Raw genomic sequence first — 16,006 nt, 5'->3', positions numbered from 1 at the left:
GCCCTCTGATCTTACCCGGACGCCCGAGGAGACCCGAGAGGGGACGACGGCGGCGGGCGAAGCAGAAGCAACCCCGACGAGCGGGTTGCTTCTAGGTAGACGGTGCATGCTGCTGGTTCCGAGTCTGTTTGGCGACGACCCTTAGGGATGGTCCCGAGGGCAAACAGAAGGGAATCTCTATGTCTGTAGAAGAAAGTGATCGCCAGCGGCAGCGGTTAAGGAGTGGAACAAAGACGCGCTGGAAGCAGTTCGTCTCTTGGTGCTGGAAACAGCTGAAAAATCCGCAAATGTTGAAGGTGGTCGTCAGGCTGGCTTTGACCATATATCGCATATTGCGAGTATGCCACGATATCTTCGGACCGTCGTGATAAACCGTGAACCCAATATCTACAAGGAAGGGAACGTAATATGTTATCCGAAGCCTTGAGATTAATGAGGGTTTTCCATGACTTGAAGCAGGTTGAACTTGCGGAAAAGCTTGGTATTTCCAGATCGCATCTCTCAGAGATCGAGAGTGGAAGCAAGATACCTTCACTTGATATAATTGAGCGATACTCAAAGACCTTCGGAATCCCGGTGTCTTCGATAATGTTCTTTTCCGAGAACATCGAGAATGCCGGAAAGGGCGAGAGGGCGAAAGCTTTTGTTGCGTCGAAGGTCATCAGTTTCTTACGGTTGATCGAGCAGAAATCATCGTCGAATGCCGCGTAAGTCATTCCGTTTCCATAAGATCGAAGATAGCGCTCTTTTCAATGTGAGCACACGTAAGAAGCTCGCAAACGTTTTGATGTGTTCGCTACCGCTTCTGAAGGCCGTCGAGGGTCTGGATGTTCGCTATAAGAAACGTTGGAAGCGAAAAGACAGCGACACCGCGCCTTGGCTGACACAACCCCCGCCACCTGACCAAGCAACCCAGTACCGTCCTATCGATATTCCAGTCGATCAGTTGAAAAAGTTGCAAGCACGGATCGCAGACCTGCTTTCCCGCATCGAAACTCCCCCTTTTCTTTGTAGCCCTGTTAAAGGCGTCTCTTATGTGGATAACGCAGGAAGACACGTTAACAATCGCGCCTTCTGGCTCCTCGATATTGCTGACTACTTTCCGAGCTGCAGCGCCGATCGAGTAGCCTGGTTTTTCGGAACGATCATGAAGTGTGCGCCTGATGTTACGGCGGTGCTGGTGTCGTTGACTACCGATATGAATAGGTTGCCCCAAGGATCACCCTGCAGTCCGATCCTTGCTTATTACTCGAACATGAAAATGTGGCACGACGTGGCGACCTTGGTTGCAGGGGCTGGGTGCATCCTCAGTGTATATGCGGATGACATCACTATTTCAGGAAAAACTGTGCCGGGCTCCCTCATTTGGCAAGTGAAGCAGGTTATTTTTAGGAACGGCTTTAAGCTTAAACACGAAAAAGAACTGAGCCTTATGGCCTCCCCTGCCGACATAACCGGCGTAATCGTTAGAGACGGAAAGCTCAAACTACCAAATCGGCAGCATAAGAAGATTGTTGACCTGTCAAAACAGCAGAAGATAGCAACCGATACGAAACTGCTGGCCAAGATAGAGAGTCAGATACGTGGGCGTCTCGCTCAGCGTAGGCAAATTGAAGAAGCCATCTAGGCCAACGTGGTTGCTTCCCAGGATCAGTTCCGGCCTCAGTCATCGCCAATTGCTGAGTCCGATTCTCCGTCCGCAGGAGCATGCCCCTGCGGACGGTTGCCGCAACGGCCCCGACGGCGTCCATAGGCGTTGTTGTTTGCACTCGGGCGTCCGAACTTCTGGACATGATCCAATCGGACAGTTCGGAAAGTCCCATGCCTCTTGACCTTGTCCCTTCCAATTGTAAGTTCGCTCCTGTCGATCACGTTAGCAATAGCAAGGGGCGCCGCAGCGCCCCAATATTTTCCCGAGAATTAGGAATGGGAAAGCGGAGCTGAAGCTCTACGTCAGCTCCCGAGCCCCTCAAACAGCGCCGTGGACAGATAACGCTCCGCAAAGGACGGAATGATCACCACGATATTTTTACCCGCATTCTCCGGACGGCTGCCGACCTTGATCGCCGCGGCTAGCGCCGCACCCGAGGAGATGCCGACCGGCACGCCTTCGAGCCTGGCGACCAGGCGCGCCTGTTCGAAAGCCTCGTCATTGGTGACGGTGACGACCTCGTCGTAGATGCCGGTATCGAGGATCTTCGGGGCGAAGCCGGCGCCGATGCCTTGGATTTTGTGCGGACCGGGATTGCCGCCGGAGAGGATCGGGGAATCGGCGGGCTCGACGGCGATGATCTGGATCTCGGGCTTGTGGCTTTTCAGCACCTGGCCGACGCCGGTGATCGTGCCGCCGGTGCCGATGCCGGAGACGAGGATGTCGACCGTGCCCTCGGTGTCGTTCCAGATTTCCTCGGCGGTCGTCTTGCGGTGGATTTCGGGATTGGCCGGGTTTTCGAACTGCTGCGGAATGATGGCGTCGGGAAGCGACGCCGCCAGCTCCTCCGCCTTGGCGATCGCGCCCTTCATGCCCTTCGGTCCCTCGGTCAGCACCAGCTCGGCGCCGAGCAGCGCCAGCATCTTGCGGCGCTCGACCGACATAGTTTCCGGCATGGTGAGGATCAGCCGGTAACCCTTGGCGGCGGCGGCAAAGGCGAGCGCGATACCGGTGTTGCCGGAGGTCGGCTCGATCAGCACCGTCTTGCCAGGGGTGATCTTGCCCTGCGCTTCCAGGCTTTCGATCATCGCCACGCCGATGCGGTCCTTGACGGAGGCGATCGGGTTGAAGAATTCGAGCTTGCCGATCAGGTTGGCCACCACGCCCTTTTCCCGCGCCAGCTTGTCGAAGCGCACGAGCGGCGTGTTGCCGATGGTCTCGGTGATCGAGGAATAGATGCGGCCGCGGCCGGGCTTATGCGACATGAGTGCCTCCCTTTGAAATCCTACGTCTGAAATTGAGGAGGAGAATAGGGTCAAAGGGCTGAAGAGACCAGACCGCGTTCATGTCGGGAGGGCGGGCGTCGGAGAAAAAAAGCTTTGAAAACCGTTTCTTGCCGGATGTTTATTTCAGGCCGCCCGTGTGGCGATGAAGGCCGCCGTGCCGGCCAGGATGCCTGAAGCAACCCGGTTCAGCGCCTGCAGGGCGCGCGGCTTTTTCAGCATCGTGCGGGCCCGCGAGGCCAGCAGCATATAGGGCACGAGCACGACGATCAGCACCACGAAGGTCACCGCAAGCAGCATCGCATAGTCGCGCAAGCTTATATGGCCGATATCGATCAGCGTTGGCGCCAGCGCGACATAGAACAGCATCGTCTTCGGATTGCCGAGCGTCACCAGCAGGCCGGAAAGGAAGGACAGGCCGATATTGCTGGATTTCTTCGCCGCGATATCCTGCGGCACCAGTCCCGCCGTCCACAATTTCCAGGCGATATAGCCGAGATAGAGCGCGCCGGCGATCTTGATGACGATGAACACCTCGGTGAAGGTCTGCGCCACAAAGGCAAGGCCGAGAATGACCGCGGTGAGATAAGTCATGTCGCCGAGCACCAGGCCGAGGCCCATGAAGAAGGTCTCGCGGAAATTCGAGCCGAGCGCGCGGGCGACGATCGCGGTAATCCCGGGTCCGGGAATGGCCGCGGCGATGAACAGCGCTCCGGCATAGGCGATCAGGGCGGTAAGGCTCATCTTTGATATCCACTGGATTGCGCGATCTCTCTATAGGCGCGCGTTGCGGCTTCATCAATGCTTCGGTGCTGATCGGTCCATAACCATAAGGAATAGGTCTGCTGAACCTCGGTCCACTTGGAAAGCGGTCGGGCCTTGCTAGTTCTCTCTCTGCACGCGCGCCGTCAGTGTCTTCTGCGCTCGAAAAGGTCGGCGGCGTCGAGATTTTGATCACCAAGGAGAGAATGAATGTCCCCGACCCCAGCCGAAACCCGCAGACTTTCGCCGCTGAAGACGCCGTCCACTCTGCCGACCAACGCCGTCACCGACATTTCGGCGGCGCTGACCGCGCTGCTCGCCGATGTCTTCGCGCTTTATCTGAAAACCAAGAACTTCCACTGGCACATGTCCGGCCCGCATTTCCGCGACTACCACCTGCTGCTCGACGAACAGGCCGAGCAGATCTTCGCCATGACCGACGACATTGCCGAGCGCGCCCGCAAGATCGGCGGCGTGACGCTGCGCTCCATCGGCCAGATCGCCCGCCAGCAGCGAATTTCCGACAATGACGCGGATTTCGTCACGGCCGAGGACATGCTGTCGGAACTGCGTGAGGACAATGGCCAACTCGTTTCGCTGCTGCGCGAGGTGCACGATCTCTGCGATGAGCACAATGATGTCGCGACCGCCAGCCTGATCGAGAACTGGATCGACGAGTCCGAGCGCCGCACCTGGTTCCTGTTCGAAACGACCCGGCGGCAGAAATAATATCGGCAGTCGGGCGTGGCGTCATCTGTGCGGCGCGCCCGGCTCTCAGCTCTGCAGCGCCCTCGGCCGCAGCCATCTCGGGCTCCAGCCGAGGTTCATGCCGGCGGCGGCAATGAGGATGATTGCGGCGCCCGCGATCTGCATCGGCTGCAGCGCGTGGCCGAAGGCCAGCCGGTCGACGAGGATTGCCGCGATCGGATAGAGGAAGGACAGGGCCCCCGTCAGATGTGTCGGCAGCCTCTGGATAGCGCCATAGAGCAGCACATACATCAGCCCGGTATGGACGACGCCGACGGTCACCAGGATCGCCCATGTCCCGAGATCCGCGGGCGGATGCGAAAAGTCGGTCATCGGCGCCAGCATCAGCATGCCGGTCGCGACCTGGATCAGCGCGATCAGATGCGGCGGCGTGCCTTTCAGCCATTTCGCGGCAAGTGCTGCCAGCGCGTAGAAGAAGGCCGCGCCCAGCGCCATGAGGATGCCGAGGCCGTAGCCGTCGACCGTATTGCCGCTCCCACCCGGTTTCGCCTGGACGATCGCCACCATGCCGGCGAAGGAAAGCATCAGCCAGAACAGCTTGGTGGCGGTTATCTTTTCGCCGAGAAACAGGGCGCCGAGCATCAGCAGCATGAAGGGCTGGGTGTTGTAGACGGTCGTGGCGATCGAGATCGTCGCATGCGAATAGGAGGCAAACAGCAGCAGCCAGTTCAAGACGATGGCGATGCCGCCGAAGATGGCGATGCCGAAGGCGCGCAACGTCAGGATACCAGGCCGAAGCAGCCCGAGCGCGCCGCAGATGACGAGTAGAGTCAGCGCGCCGAACAGGCAGCGCCAGAACACCACGCCGCTGACCGGCTGGCCCGACATGACGACGAACCAGCCGATCGTCCCCGAGATCAGCATCGCTGCCGTCATCTCCGCCGTGCCTCTTCTAATGTCGCCGCTCATGATCGCCTCCGTTTTCGATGGCATCATGATATTGCGGCGGTGCGCGATTTTATATAAGGTTGAAAAGGATGGTGAACGGCATAGCCTAATAATATGAGGAAAGATTGACGACATGCCTAACGATGTGCAATCGCTAGACGAAACCGATCAGGCCATTCTCGAAGCATTGGCCGGCAACGCCCGCATCTCGCTGAAGGAGCTGGCGCAGCAGGTGGGCCTTTCCTCGCCAAGTGCGGCCGAGCGCCTGCGGCGGCTGGAGGAGCGCGGCGTCATCAAGGCCTTCACCATCGATCTCGATCCTGCCGCCGTTGGCTACCCCCTGCAGGCGATCGTCCGTGTGCGGCCGCTGCCGGGACAGTTGCACATCGTCGAACGGCTCATTCAGGAGATTCCCGAAATCGTCGAATGCGACAAGGTCACCGGCGAGGATTGTTTCATCGCCCGCCTGGTCATCCGCTCGATGGCGGAGCTCGACGGTCTCCTCGACCGGGTCGCCGAACGGGCGGAAACCAACACCGCGATGATCAAAGCCTCGCCCGTCAAGCGCCGCCTGCCGCCGCTGTCACGGAAAAAGTAAGGCGGCGAACTTTTAGAAGTCCGCCATCGGAGACAGCATTGCCGGAAAGTGCGGGGCCTCATCGCCGAGCCCGCGCAGCATCAATACCGTGCCGCTTTTCGCCGGCTGCGGAGCACCCGCCCAGTCGAGCTTGTCGGGACGGAAAAACACCTCGATGGCGGCGGAGGCGATGTCGAGCCCGCCGAGGATGACTGCAAGCGTCGGGATCTCGACCGCCACGACATCGAGAAGGCTGAAGCGACCCGCCGCATCCATCTTCCAGGCGATCACCGCTTGCAGGTCTTCGATGAAGCTGACGCGGACATCGGGATCGAGCTGCGTGTTGATGAGAAACATCGCCGCATTGACGGTGACCGAGAGCGAGGTCGAAACCGGGCTCCGCGCGTTCAGCAGCGATTGCAGCAGGGCAAGATCATCCGCATCGGTCGGCGCAAGTTGCCGGGCAGGTCCTGAAAAAATCGATGGGTCTGGTGCCGCTCCCTGATATCGATGCTGTGGTATCGCGCGGAAACCATAGGGCTCATAGAGCGACGGCTTGTCGGTATAGAGGATGACGGCTTCAAAGCCCTGCCGGTCGCACCAGTCGAGCGCCTTCACCGTCAAATCGCGATAGAGCCCGCGTCGGCGCCATGCCGGCCGCACGGCGCCCGATTGCAGCCCGGCGGCATGGACGACCCTGCCATTGAGAACGAAAGGCAGCGCAAAGGCCGAGATATTGGCGGCAAGCCCGCCCTCGGCATCGAACCAGCCGAACGGCATGCTTGTGGGGTCGGGGCCGCCGAGCTGCTGCAACGGGCCGATATCGATGCCGAAAATATCCCGGAGCAGGCGCACCAACGCCGCCCAGCCGGCCGGGTCGCCGAAATAATCCTGCCGGAAGAATAGGCCCGCGCTGTCGGGGCGCTTTGTCATCACACGCCGGTGGAACCGAAGCCACCGGCGCCGCGCGTCGTCTCGCTTGCGGCGGCACTTTCGGCCACCCGCACCTGGGTCACCGGCGCAATCACCATCTGGGCGATGCGCATACCTCGTTCGATGATGAAGGCTTCCTCGCCGAGATTGACAAGCAGCACCTTCACCTCGCCGCGATAGTCGCTGTCGACGGTTCCGGGCGAATTCAGGCAGGTGATGCCGTGTTTGAAGGCAAGGCCGGAGCGCGGCCGCACCTGGCCCTCGAAACCTTCGGGGATCTCGAAGATGAAGCCGGTCGGCACCAGCGCCCTTTTGCCAGGCTGAAGCGTCAGCGGCGCTGCCTCGTCGACGGCGGCGCGCAGGTCCATGCCGGCGGCGCCCTTGCTTTCATAGGCGGGCAGGTCGAGGCCTTCGCCATTGGCCAGGCGGATGAGATTCAGCGTCGGTCTCACATCATGATGAATGGTCATGGCCCATTACTTTGCGCCCTGAGCGCCGAGGTCAATTGCAATGCCAGGCTTTAATCGCTAGATACGCGGCAATTCCACAGGATTCACAAGCATGGCCGAAAGTCTCGCCGAGGCGGTCTCCCGCCGCCGCACATTCGCTATTATCGCTCACCCGGACGCGGGCAAGACGACGCTCACCGAAAAGCTGCTGCTGTTCGGCGGCGCCATTCAGCTTGCCGGCGAAGTCAAGGCGAAGAAGGATCGCATGCAGACGCGCTCCGACTGGATGAAGATCGAGCGCGAACGCGGCATCTCCGTCGTCACCTCGGTGATGACCTTCGAATATAACGACAATGTCTTTAACATCCTCGACACGCCTGGTCACGAGGATTTCGCCGACGACACCTATCGCACGCTGACCGCCGTCGACGCCGCCGTCATGGTCATCGACGCCGCCAAGGGCATCGAGCCGCGCACCCTGAAGCTTTTCGAAGTCTGCCGCATGCGCGATATCCCGATCATCACCTTCATCAACAAGATGGACCGCGAAAGCCGCGATCCCTTCGAGATCCTCGACGAGGTGGAAGAGAAGCTGGCGCTGGATACGGCGCCGATCACCTGGCCGATCGGCCGCTCGAAAACCTTCTGCGGCTCCTACAATATTGCCGCCAACACGGTGCGCGGCTCGGATACCGAAATCGAGGGAACGCCGGTCAACGGTCCGCAGGCTGTTGCCGATCGGCTGCCGGAAAACGAGCGTCGGGCTTTCGTCGAGGAGACGGAACTGGCGATCGAGGCCTGCCGGCCCTTCGACCGCGAATCCTTCCTGGAAGGCCATATGACCCCGGTCTTCTTCGGCTCGGCGCTGCGCAATTTCGGCGTTCGCGATCTGATCAACGCGCTCGGCGAATTTGCGCCGCCGCCGCGCGACCAGGTCGCCGACACCCGGACCGTGCATGCGACCGACGACAAGATGACGGCCTTCGTCTTCAAGATCCAGGCCAACATGGACCCCAACCATCGTGACCGCATCGCCTTTGCCCGCATCTGCTCCGGCAAGCTCGAGCGCGGCATGAAGGCAAGGCTTGCCCGCACCGGCAAGCAGCTCGGTCTGACGGCGCCGCAATTCTTCTTCGCTTCGCAGCGCCAGCTCGCCGACACTGCCTATGCCGGCGATGTCGTCGGCATTCCCAACCACGGGACGCTGCGCATCGGCGATACGCTGACCGAAGGCGAAGCCCTCGTCTTCCAGGGCGTGCCGAACTTCTCGCCCGAGATCCTGCGCCGTGTGCGGCTGGAAGATGCGATGAAGGCGAAGAAGCTGAAAGAAGCGCTGCAGCAGATGGCCGAAGAAGGCGTCGTCCAGCTGTTCTCGCCGGAAGACGGCTCGCCGGCAATCGTCGGCGTCGTCGGCGCCCTGCAGCTCGACGTCCTGAAGGAACGGCTGATGGCCGAATACGGCCTGCCGGTCTCCTTCGAAATGTCGCGTTTCTCCGTCTGCCGCTGGATCTCGGCCGATCAGCCGGCCGATCTGGAAAAATTCCTCACCGTCAAACGCGGCGATATCGCCCGCGATCTCGACGGCGATCCGGTCTTCCTCGCCCAGGACGGTTTTTCGCTGCGCTACGAATCCGAACGCCATCCGGCGATCAAGATGGTCGCCATCAAGGAATATCACGCCGCCAAGGCGGCGTGATCGGTCGCCGCTATTTTTCCCGCAGCGCCCGGCGGAAATTCTGGGTGATCGGCTCGGCCAGATAGGAAAGCACGGTGCGGGCGCCTGTCCGGATCATCGTTTCGCTCGACATGCCGGGCAGAAGCTTGCGGCCTTCCAGCTTGGTGAGTTCGCTCTTGTCGATCAGCACGGTCGCCGCGAAATAGGGCGCCCCGCTGCGCTCCTCCACCATCCGGTCGGCCGACACGATCTCAACGACGCCGTCGAGCGGCGGCAGGTTGTAGCGGGCAAATGCCGGGAAACTGACGCGTGCGCGTTGTCCGGGCGCGATCGTCTCGACATCTTCAGGCCGGACCATGGCCTCGACCACGAGCTGCTGGCCGAGCGGCACGACCGTCATCAGTGTCTCGCCGGGTTTGATGACGCCGCCTGTTGTGTGGACCTTCAGGTCCATGACGATGCCATCGACGGGCGCGACGACATTGGTGCGGGCAAGCACGTCCTTGGCGGACCGCTCCTCCTGTCTAAGGTCGAACAGCTCAGCTTCGACCTTACTCAACTCTTCCACAGCCTCGTTTAGCCGCAAGGTGCTGAGATTGAGGATTTGCATGTCGATCTCGGCCATGGCGCTCTTGGCGCGGGCAATGGCCGCGACATTGGTCGCGCGTTCCCCCTCGACCTCCCGTTGTTGCCGTCTTAGCACCAGCCCGCGTTTGAGGAGGCTTTCAAGATCCTTGGTTTCACCCTCGAACCCCTCGATCTGCTTGTCCTCGGTGATGATCAGCTCCTCCAGTCCCGTGATCTCTTCCTGGGTCTGACGACGGCGCTGGCTGAGAATTTCACGCTCGTCCTGCAGATTGTGGTGCTTCGCCGCGAAGACATCGCGCTGGGCGGCCACCGCGTCCTTTGCCGAGCGGGTGGGGTTTGCGAGCAGCGCCGGGTCGAATTCGATCTCGGTCTTGTCGTCGCGCTCGGCCCGCAGACGAGCGGCCAGCGTCTCACGCGTTGCGATCCGGTTCTGGACCAGATCGAGCCTCGCCTTTGCCTGTGTGGCGTCGAGTTGGATGAGGACAGTACCCGCCTTGACGATATCGCCATTGGCGGCGTTCAGACCGGCGATGATGCCGCCCTCCAGGTGCTGGATGAGCTTGCGGTCGCCGGCAACCTTGATGACCCCGGGGGCCACTGCGGCGCTGTCCAGCGGCGCCAGCGTCGCCCAGCCCCCGGCCATGCCGAAGAACAGGAATATGATCGCGAAGCCGGTGATCGTCACGCCGGTCAGGCGCAGGGGGACCGGAGCGGTGGGCGGTGAAACCGGTAACGGAACGACCTTCATATCCTTCATGTCTGTCTCGTTTCTTCTCACTTCGCCACGATAGTCGGCATCTGGGTGACCTTGCGCAGGCGCACGGCCAGTTCATTGAAGACGTAATCGCGTGGACCGAAGAGGTCCTGCTGGCCGCGGTTGAGAACCAATATCTTGTCCACCGTTTCCATGATGTTCGGCCGGTGCGCGATCAGGATGACGGTCGTGCCCGTCGCCTTGATCGTGCCGAGGGCCGCGATTAAGGCCTCCTCACCTTCGCGGTCGAGATTGGAATTGGGCTCATCCAAGATGACGAGGGCCGGGTCGCCGTAGAGCGCCCGCGCCAGGCCAATGCGCTGGCGCTGTCCGCCGGACAGGACCGCGCCGGATTCGCCGATCTCCGTCAAGTAACCCTTCGGCAGCCCTTTGATCAGGTCGTGGACGCCCGCCAACTGCGCTGCCTTGACCGCCTTGTCGAACACCACCGGACTGACCGTGGCGAAGCGGCAGATATTTTCGCAGACGTTCCCGGCGAAAAGCTCGATGTCCTGCGGCAGGTAGCCGACATGATGACCGCGGTCCTCCGCCGCCCATTGGGCGACATCCATGCCATCAAGCAAAGCCCGCCCGCCAGAAGGGCGCCAGGCCCCGGCCAGGATGCGTGCTAGGCTCGTCTTGCCGGCCCCGCTCTGGCCGATCAAAGCCAGGGATTCACCCGGCTCGAGACGGAAATTGATCCCTTTCAGAATATGTTCGCCGCCCTGTCGGGCAAGCACGATATTGTCGGCCTCGAACCGGCCTGTCGGCCGCGGCATCGCTGGAACCGGTGCGGCCTCGGGGTGCTCGCCGGCGACGGCGGTGAGACGCCGGTAGGCGGCGCGCGCGCCGACCGTCGCCTTCCACGTGCCGATCGCCTGCTCGACCGGCGATAGCGCGCGGCCCATCAGTATGGAGGCGGAGACCATGATCCCCGGGGAGGCCTCATTGCGCAGGACGAGATAGGCCCCGAGGCCCAATATCCCCATTTGCAGAGCCAGCCGGTGGCAACGCGCGATGGCCGAGATGATGCCACCGCGGTTGGCGGCAACAACCTGGCCCCTGTTTGCCTCGTCTTGCTGCACCTTCCAGCCCTCGAGCAGTGGCTTCAGCATGCCCATCGCCTGGACGACCTCGGCGTTGCGGATCGCAGCCTCGGCTTGGGTGTAGGCCCGCGACTGTGCGCTCGTCGCCTCGGTCAACGGCTTGCGTGTCAGCCATTCATTGAGCAGGGCCAGCGTAAACAGCACCCCGCCACCCGACAGCGCCAGCCAGCCCAGCCACGGATGCATGAAGAAGATGGCGGCGAAAAACAGCGGCGCCCAAGGTGCATCGAGAATCGGGAAGATGCTCGGGCTGGTGAAGAAATTCCGGACCTGGTCGAGGTCGCGCAGCGGGCGGGCATTGGCCTGGCCGGGCTTTGAGGCCGCATATTCCACCGATGCCGTCAGCAGAACGGGCGCCAGCCGCGCGTTCATCCACGATCCAAGGGTTGCCAGAAGGCGCCCGCGCACCACCTCCAGCCCCGCCATTGCCGCAAGTGCGCCTGCCGCCATCAGCGATAACATCAGCAGCGTCTCGAGACTGTGGCTGGACAGCACGCGGTGATAGACCTGCAGCATGTAAAGCGCCCCGGTCAGCATCAGGACGTTGATGGCGCCGCTGAACCAGATAAGCGGCCGGATAGCCCGTCTGGCTTCTTTCATCACAACCTGAAGCGCCGGGGGCGGCTGTTTGGTTTTCATCTTTTATGGCTCTGTACTCGAGATGACACTTTGCGCAATGGATGACGGGGGCAGCGAATGCTGCCCCCGTTGGTTACATGTCAGGCGACGTCGACAAGTATGTGCTGCATCACCGTCTGGTCTCCGTCCGCATCGACCACCTGGAAGGCGAAGTCGAGGTTGGCATCCGGTGTCTGGCTGACGGTTGAGGTGAAGCCGATGTCGGTGATCTTCAGCACGTCGTTGTCGGCGCCGTCGAAATTTACCAGGCCGGCGGTCGCATTGCTGCCGCCGTTGGCGCCGGTCGTCCGCACCAGGTCGATCGCTGTGTTGTTGCCGGTGATGCCGTTGCCCGACTGCATGATCTGCACGCCCTGGAGCACGTAGTCTTCGCCGGTCGCGTTGTAGTCGTTCTGCTCGACGATCACGAGGCCGTCATTGTTGTCGAGCGTGAACTCGCTGCTGTAGGGGGCCGGCACTTGCCCCGTCTTGTAGATGTCGGCGTTCGACACATACATGGCCCGCGTGATCGTCGTATTATCGTCTCCGTTGCCGGCGATGTTGTCGGCGCCGTTCTTGTCGATCAGGTTGAGGATCAGCATCAGGTCTTCGCTGTTGCCGATGCCGTCGAATTTGATCGCCATCGTGCCGGCGGTCGCTGTCGGGGTGGTGGCCTCATTGGAGATACCGACATCGCTGTTGAAGAACCGCAAGGTGAGCAGTTCGTCTTTTTGGATCGTGTCGCCGGCGACGCCGTTGGTGCTCTGTGTTGCAGACACCCACGTCTCATTCCCGTTGCTCACCATCTCGTGACCGCCGATGGTGAAGGTGGTGTCAGTGGACGAGCCTTGGCCATTGCTCGTCAAGCCGAACGGGTTGGCCTTGTTGACCAGGTTGCCGGTGAACTGCACATAGAAGTCTTCATCGGCAGGTGTATTCGAGTCATCTGCCTGCAGCTTTTCCAGCACGATCGGCGGGTGGCCGACATTGCTCGTCGGCTGCTTGGACAGCAGCTCGCTCGTATGGAGCACGTCGAAACTGAAGCCTTCGAGCGGGTCGGTCAGGTTGATGGTATAGGTGTCGGCGACCTTATCGAAGACGAGGGTGCCGCCTCCCGTGCCTGTCTGGGTGCCGGCAGCCGGATCTCTGTCGTAGGTGAAGGTGAAGTTGAACGTCGCTGAGGTGAGGCTCTCCGACGCCAGCGTCACATTCGAGGTGAGGAGATTGCCTCCGCCGCCGCCGGTGATCGTGCCGGTCAGTCCGATCTGGACGCCGGCCGTTACGCCATTCTGGTCGACAAAGTCGGAGCCGCCGCCGGTGTAGAAAGCGGCTGGGTGAATATCAGCGCCGATATCGTAGCCGAAGGCTCCGCTCGCCGAGGCGTTGAGCACGTTGGCGAGGGTTTCGTGCTGGGTGCCTGCGAGAGCGGGGTTGCCGTCAAACGGCACGGTGATCGTCGGCCCGTCGTCCTCGAAATTGAGGTTCTGGCCGATATTGTGGGTGGCGGTTGCCTGATCGCCGTCCTTGTCGGTGATGGTCGCGGTCAGGGTGATGAGGTCGTCGGCCGCCAGGGTCCGGCTGTCATCTGGGTTGGCGGCATCGGCGTGGATGATCGCCCGTTGCTGGTCGAGGGTGACGACGCCGGCAGCACTGACGCTGACGGTGAAGACGATGGCGCCGGCGGCCGATCCAGCGCGACCAACGACGTTGCCACCTTCGAGGAAGAGCAGCACGGACTGACCGGTTGCCGTGTCGGTGAGGCCGCTGACATTGGTGACCTGGCTGATGCCGAGCGCATAGGTGATGCCGTCGCCGTCGGCCCCGGCATTTGAGGTGAAGAAGGTCGAGAAGTCGCCCGGCGCGTTGGTCGCAAGGATAGTCTCGTCGACCGTCAGGTTCGGCGGGCTGCCGGTTGCCGTGATCGCCGGCCCGTCATCCTTGAAGATGAGGTTCTGGCCGATATTGTGGGTGGCCGGGGCGTGATCGCCGTCCTTGTCGGTGATGGTCGCCGTCAGGGTGATGAGGTCGTCGGCTGCCAGGGTTCGGCTGTCATCCGGGTTGGTGGCGTCGGCATGGAAGATCGCCCGTTGCTGGTCGAGGGTGACGACGCCGGCAGCACTGACGCTGACGGTGAAGACAATTGCGCCGGCGGCGGATCCGGCGCGGCCGACGACACTGCCGCTTTCGAGGAACAGCAGCACGGACTGGTTGGTTGCCGTATCGGTGAGGCCGCTGACATTGGTGACCTGGCTGATGCCAAGCGAGTAGGTGATGGCGTCGCCATCGGCCCCGGCATTTGAGGTGAAGAAGGTCGAGAAGTCGTCGCTGGCATTGGTCGCAAGGATAGTCTCGTCGACCGTCAGGTTCGGCGGGCTGCCGGTTGCCGTGATCGTCGGTCCGTCATCGTCGAAATTGATGAAGGAGCCGACCTCTTCGTTGTGAGCATTGCTGACCTCGCCGCCGTAGTGCACCTCCTTGACGTCGAAGAAGTCTTTCTCCGTGTCGATGTTCTTGATGGTGAAGCGGTCGAAGGTTCCGCCGGCCCCGCCTGCAGTGGTGAAATCGATCGTCACGCCCTCGCCGACATTTTCGAGAATCAGTCCATTGCCGCTGAGATTGACCGTGATGCCGAGTGCGGCCGCCGTTGTTGCCACACCGTTCAGCTTGAACGTCACGCCGGTTATATTGATCTCGGTATCGTTATCGTCACCCGGGAATGCGGAGCCCTCGGCATTGTCGTCGTTATTGTAGGCGTGGATCTCGATGTCAGCGACGGTGCCGGTCGGAGTCGATTGCGAAACCGAGAAGCCGGCGCTCGAGACGTTTTCGATGTGAGCGGTGTAATCAGGCGCGGTTGGCGTATCGGTAAAGTCCTTGCCCGCGCTCTGGGTGCCGCCGCTGATCAAGTCGATTTGAAGCTCACGGCCGAAGCGCACATCTTGAGAGGCGACGCCCAGGCCCTGCGTGCTGACATTGACTTCCGCCTGCGCGCCTTCGTCGTGAGCCGTCACGAGAATCTTCTGTGTGCTGCCTGTGTCGGCGTCGAGGATGTACCAGTCGTTGTGTCCGGAGGGTGCGTCGTCAAGCTGGCTGAAATTGACCACCGTGGTCCCTGTGACCGAGGCAAATACCTTATTGGTCAGATCGATGCGGTCGTCGGGGTTGGTTGCGTCGGGATGGAGCAGCGGCACGTATTGGACCGTATAGAGGTCATGGGTGGCGCCGGTGCCGATCAGTCCGAGCGAGAAGGCAAGCGGTCCCGTCTCGGCGGGTTCGGCGAGCGGATCAGAGGTACCGATGACGCCGATCACGACGTTTGCATTCGTTGCGCTCTGGAACAGCCAGACATAATTGCCGTCGACCGTGCGGATGTTGCTGTTGACGCCGACGGTGGTGGAAAACGGGGTCCCGGAAGAATTCTGCGTGAGAACCACCGAGGTGATGGTTTCCCCTGCGCTCGCCGAGGCGACGACGAAGTTGGACTGGTAGGCGACTTCAGGTGAGGATAGCCCGCCCGAGCCATCGAGGCCCAACATGTATTGCAGCGTTGTGTTGGTGCTGTGCGGCGCAAGCAGCGGATCGATGTCGTCGTCCTGCAAATTGGCGCTTTCGTCGATGACGATGTCCTGGGTTGTGATGTCGAGTGCCATGGAGATGCTCCCTCGGTTAGAGTCGCAGGGGTCCAGGCCCCGGGCGCCGAATGCACCCGGCAGGTCTCCCCCCGCGCATCGAACTTGCTGCTTTCCATCGAGTCGCGATTGTCTCGCCGATGGAGGGCGCCAGTCAGTTGGAGGGCATTAAGACCAAAGTCCGTCGGTGGATTAAGACCAAAGTCCATGTACAGAGGTTGCCATAACGACAACTCCAAATATTACATCCTCTTAAAATGCAAGAAAGAGTTTGTAAAATCCGGAATAAAGACATTTATGACTATGAAACCCCCACCGAATACGC

General features: G+C 61.2%; 13 protein-coding genes. 5 read left to right on the top strand and 8 right to left on the bottom strand.

The window, feature by feature from the left end; all coding sequences use genetic code 11:
* Positions 1-408: 408 nt before the first annotated feature.
* Both FHX03_RS35035 and FHX03_RS05725 read left to right on the top strand, forming a co-directional pair.
* Positions 409-711 (top strand): helix-turn-helix transcriptional regulator, encoded by a 303-nt coding sequence (locus tag FHX03_RS35035; RefSeq protein ID WP_097624606.1) that lies wholly within the window; start codon positions 409-411, stop codon positions 709-711.
* On the top strand, positions 701-1,627 hold the full coding sequence (locus FHX03_RS05725; protein WP_097624607.1) for a reverse transcriptase family protein: 927 nt from the start codon (positions 701-703) through the stop codon (positions 1,625-1,627). The genes FHX03_RS35035 and FHX03_RS05725 overlap by 11 nt, the downstream gene beginning before the upstream one ends.
* 326 nt (positions 1,628-1,953) lie before the next feature.
* Here the strand turns inward: FHX03_RS05725 and cysK are convergent, their stop codons facing one another.
* Both cysK and FHX03_RS05715 read right to left on the bottom strand, forming a co-directional pair.
* Complete coding sequence (gene cysK / locus FHX03_RS05720) at positions 1,954-2,916, bottom strand: cysteine synthase A (RefSeq protein WP_097624608.1); 963 nt, start codon at positions 2,914-2,916, stop codon at positions 1,954-1,956.
* 144 nt (positions 2,917-3,060) lie between these two features.
* Positions 3,061-3,678 carry a LysE family translocator gene (locus tag FHX03_RS05715; protein ID WP_097624609.1) on the bottom strand — a complete coding sequence of 206 codons (618 nt, stop codon included), beginning with the start codon at positions 3,676-3,678 and terminating at the stop codon, positions 3,061-3,063.
* 228 nt (positions 3,679-3,906) lie between these two features.
* On the opposite strand from FHX03_RS05715, the gene FHX03_RS05710 reads away from it, so the two are divergent.
* Positions 3,907-4,425 carry a Dps family protein gene (locus FHX03_RS05710; protein ID WP_097624610.1) on the top strand — a complete coding sequence of 173 codons (519 nt, stop codon included), beginning with the start codon at positions 3,907-3,909 and terminating at the stop codon, positions 4,423-4,425.
* A gap of 45 nt (positions 4,426-4,470) precedes the next feature.
* Here the strand turns inward: FHX03_RS05710 and FHX03_RS05705 are convergent, their stop codons facing one another.
* Positions 4,471-5,373, bottom strand: coding sequence for a DMT family transporter (locus tag FHX03_RS05705; RefSeq protein ID WP_097624611.1), 903 nt, complete (start codon positions 5,371-5,373; stop codon positions 4,471-4,473).
* A 112-nt stretch (positions 5,374-5,485) separates the two neighbouring features.
* Here FHX03_RS05705 and FHX03_RS05700 point away from each other — a divergent pair, with 112 nt between their 5' ends.
* Positions 5,486-5,950, top strand: a complete 465-nt coding sequence (locus FHX03_RS05700; protein ID WP_003583755.1) for an Lrp/AsnC family transcriptional regulator — start codon at positions 5,486-5,488, stop codon at positions 5,948-5,950.
* 12 nt (positions 5,951-5,962) lie between these two features.
* Here FHX03_RS05700 and FHX03_RS05695 read toward each other — a convergent pair whose 3' ends face one another.
* Positions 5,963-6,862: a GNAT family N-acetyltransferase gene (locus FHX03_RS05695; RefSeq protein ID WP_097624612.1), complete on the bottom strand. Its 900-nt coding sequence runs from the start codon at positions 6,860-6,862 to the stop codon at positions 5,963-5,965.
* Positions 6,862-7,332: a dUTP diphosphatase gene (gene dut, locus FHX03_RS05690; RefSeq protein ID WP_097624613.1), complete on the bottom strand. Its 471-nt coding sequence runs from the start codon at positions 7,330-7,332 to the stop codon at positions 6,862-6,864. The genes FHX03_RS05695 and dut overlap by 1 nt, the downstream gene beginning before the upstream one ends.
* A 91-nt stretch (positions 7,333-7,423) precedes the next feature.
* Between dut and FHX03_RS05685 the strand changes: the two genes are divergently transcribed.
* Entirely contained in the window at positions 7,424-9,007 is a 1,584-nt protein-coding gene (locus tag FHX03_RS05685) for a peptide chain release factor 3 (RefSeq protein WP_097624614.1), read from the top strand.
* Positions 9,008-9,017: 10 nt separating this feature from the next.
* Here the strand turns inward: FHX03_RS05685 and FHX03_RS05680 are convergent, their stop codons facing one another.
* The 3 genes from FHX03_RS05680 to FHX03_RS05670 all read right to left on the bottom strand — a co-directional run bounded on the left by FHX03_RS05680 (position 9,018) and on the right by FHX03_RS05670 (position 15,702).
* A complete protein-coding gene (locus tag FHX03_RS05680) occupies positions 9,018-10,331 on the bottom strand; it encodes an HlyD family type I secretion periplasmic adaptor subunit (RefSeq protein WP_183852854.1) in 1,314 nt (437 codons plus the stop codon).
* Positions 10,332-10,348: 17 nt separating this feature from the next.
* Positions 10,349-12,073 (bottom strand): type I secretion system permease/ATPase, encoded by a 1,725-nt coding sequence (locus FHX03_RS05675; protein WP_097624616.1) that lies wholly within the window; start codon positions 12,071-12,073, stop codon positions 10,349-10,351.
* Between the two features lie 80 nt (positions 12,074-12,153).
* A complete protein-coding gene (locus tag FHX03_RS05670; protein ID WP_097624617.1) occupies positions 12,154-15,702 on the bottom strand; it encodes a DUF5801 repeats-in-toxin domain-containing protein in 3,549 nt (1,182 codons plus the stop codon).
* Between the last annotated feature and the right edge of the window lie 304 nt (positions 15,703-16,006).

This window comes from Rhizobium sp. BK456 (genome assembly GCF_014194045.1).
GTDB lineage: Bacteria > Pseudomonadota > Alphaproteobacteria > Rhizobiales > Rhizobiaceae > Rhizobium > Rhizobium redzepovicii.
The sequence above is the reverse complement of the archived record's forward strand: the minus strand, read 5'-3'. Positions and strand labels throughout refer to the sequence as shown.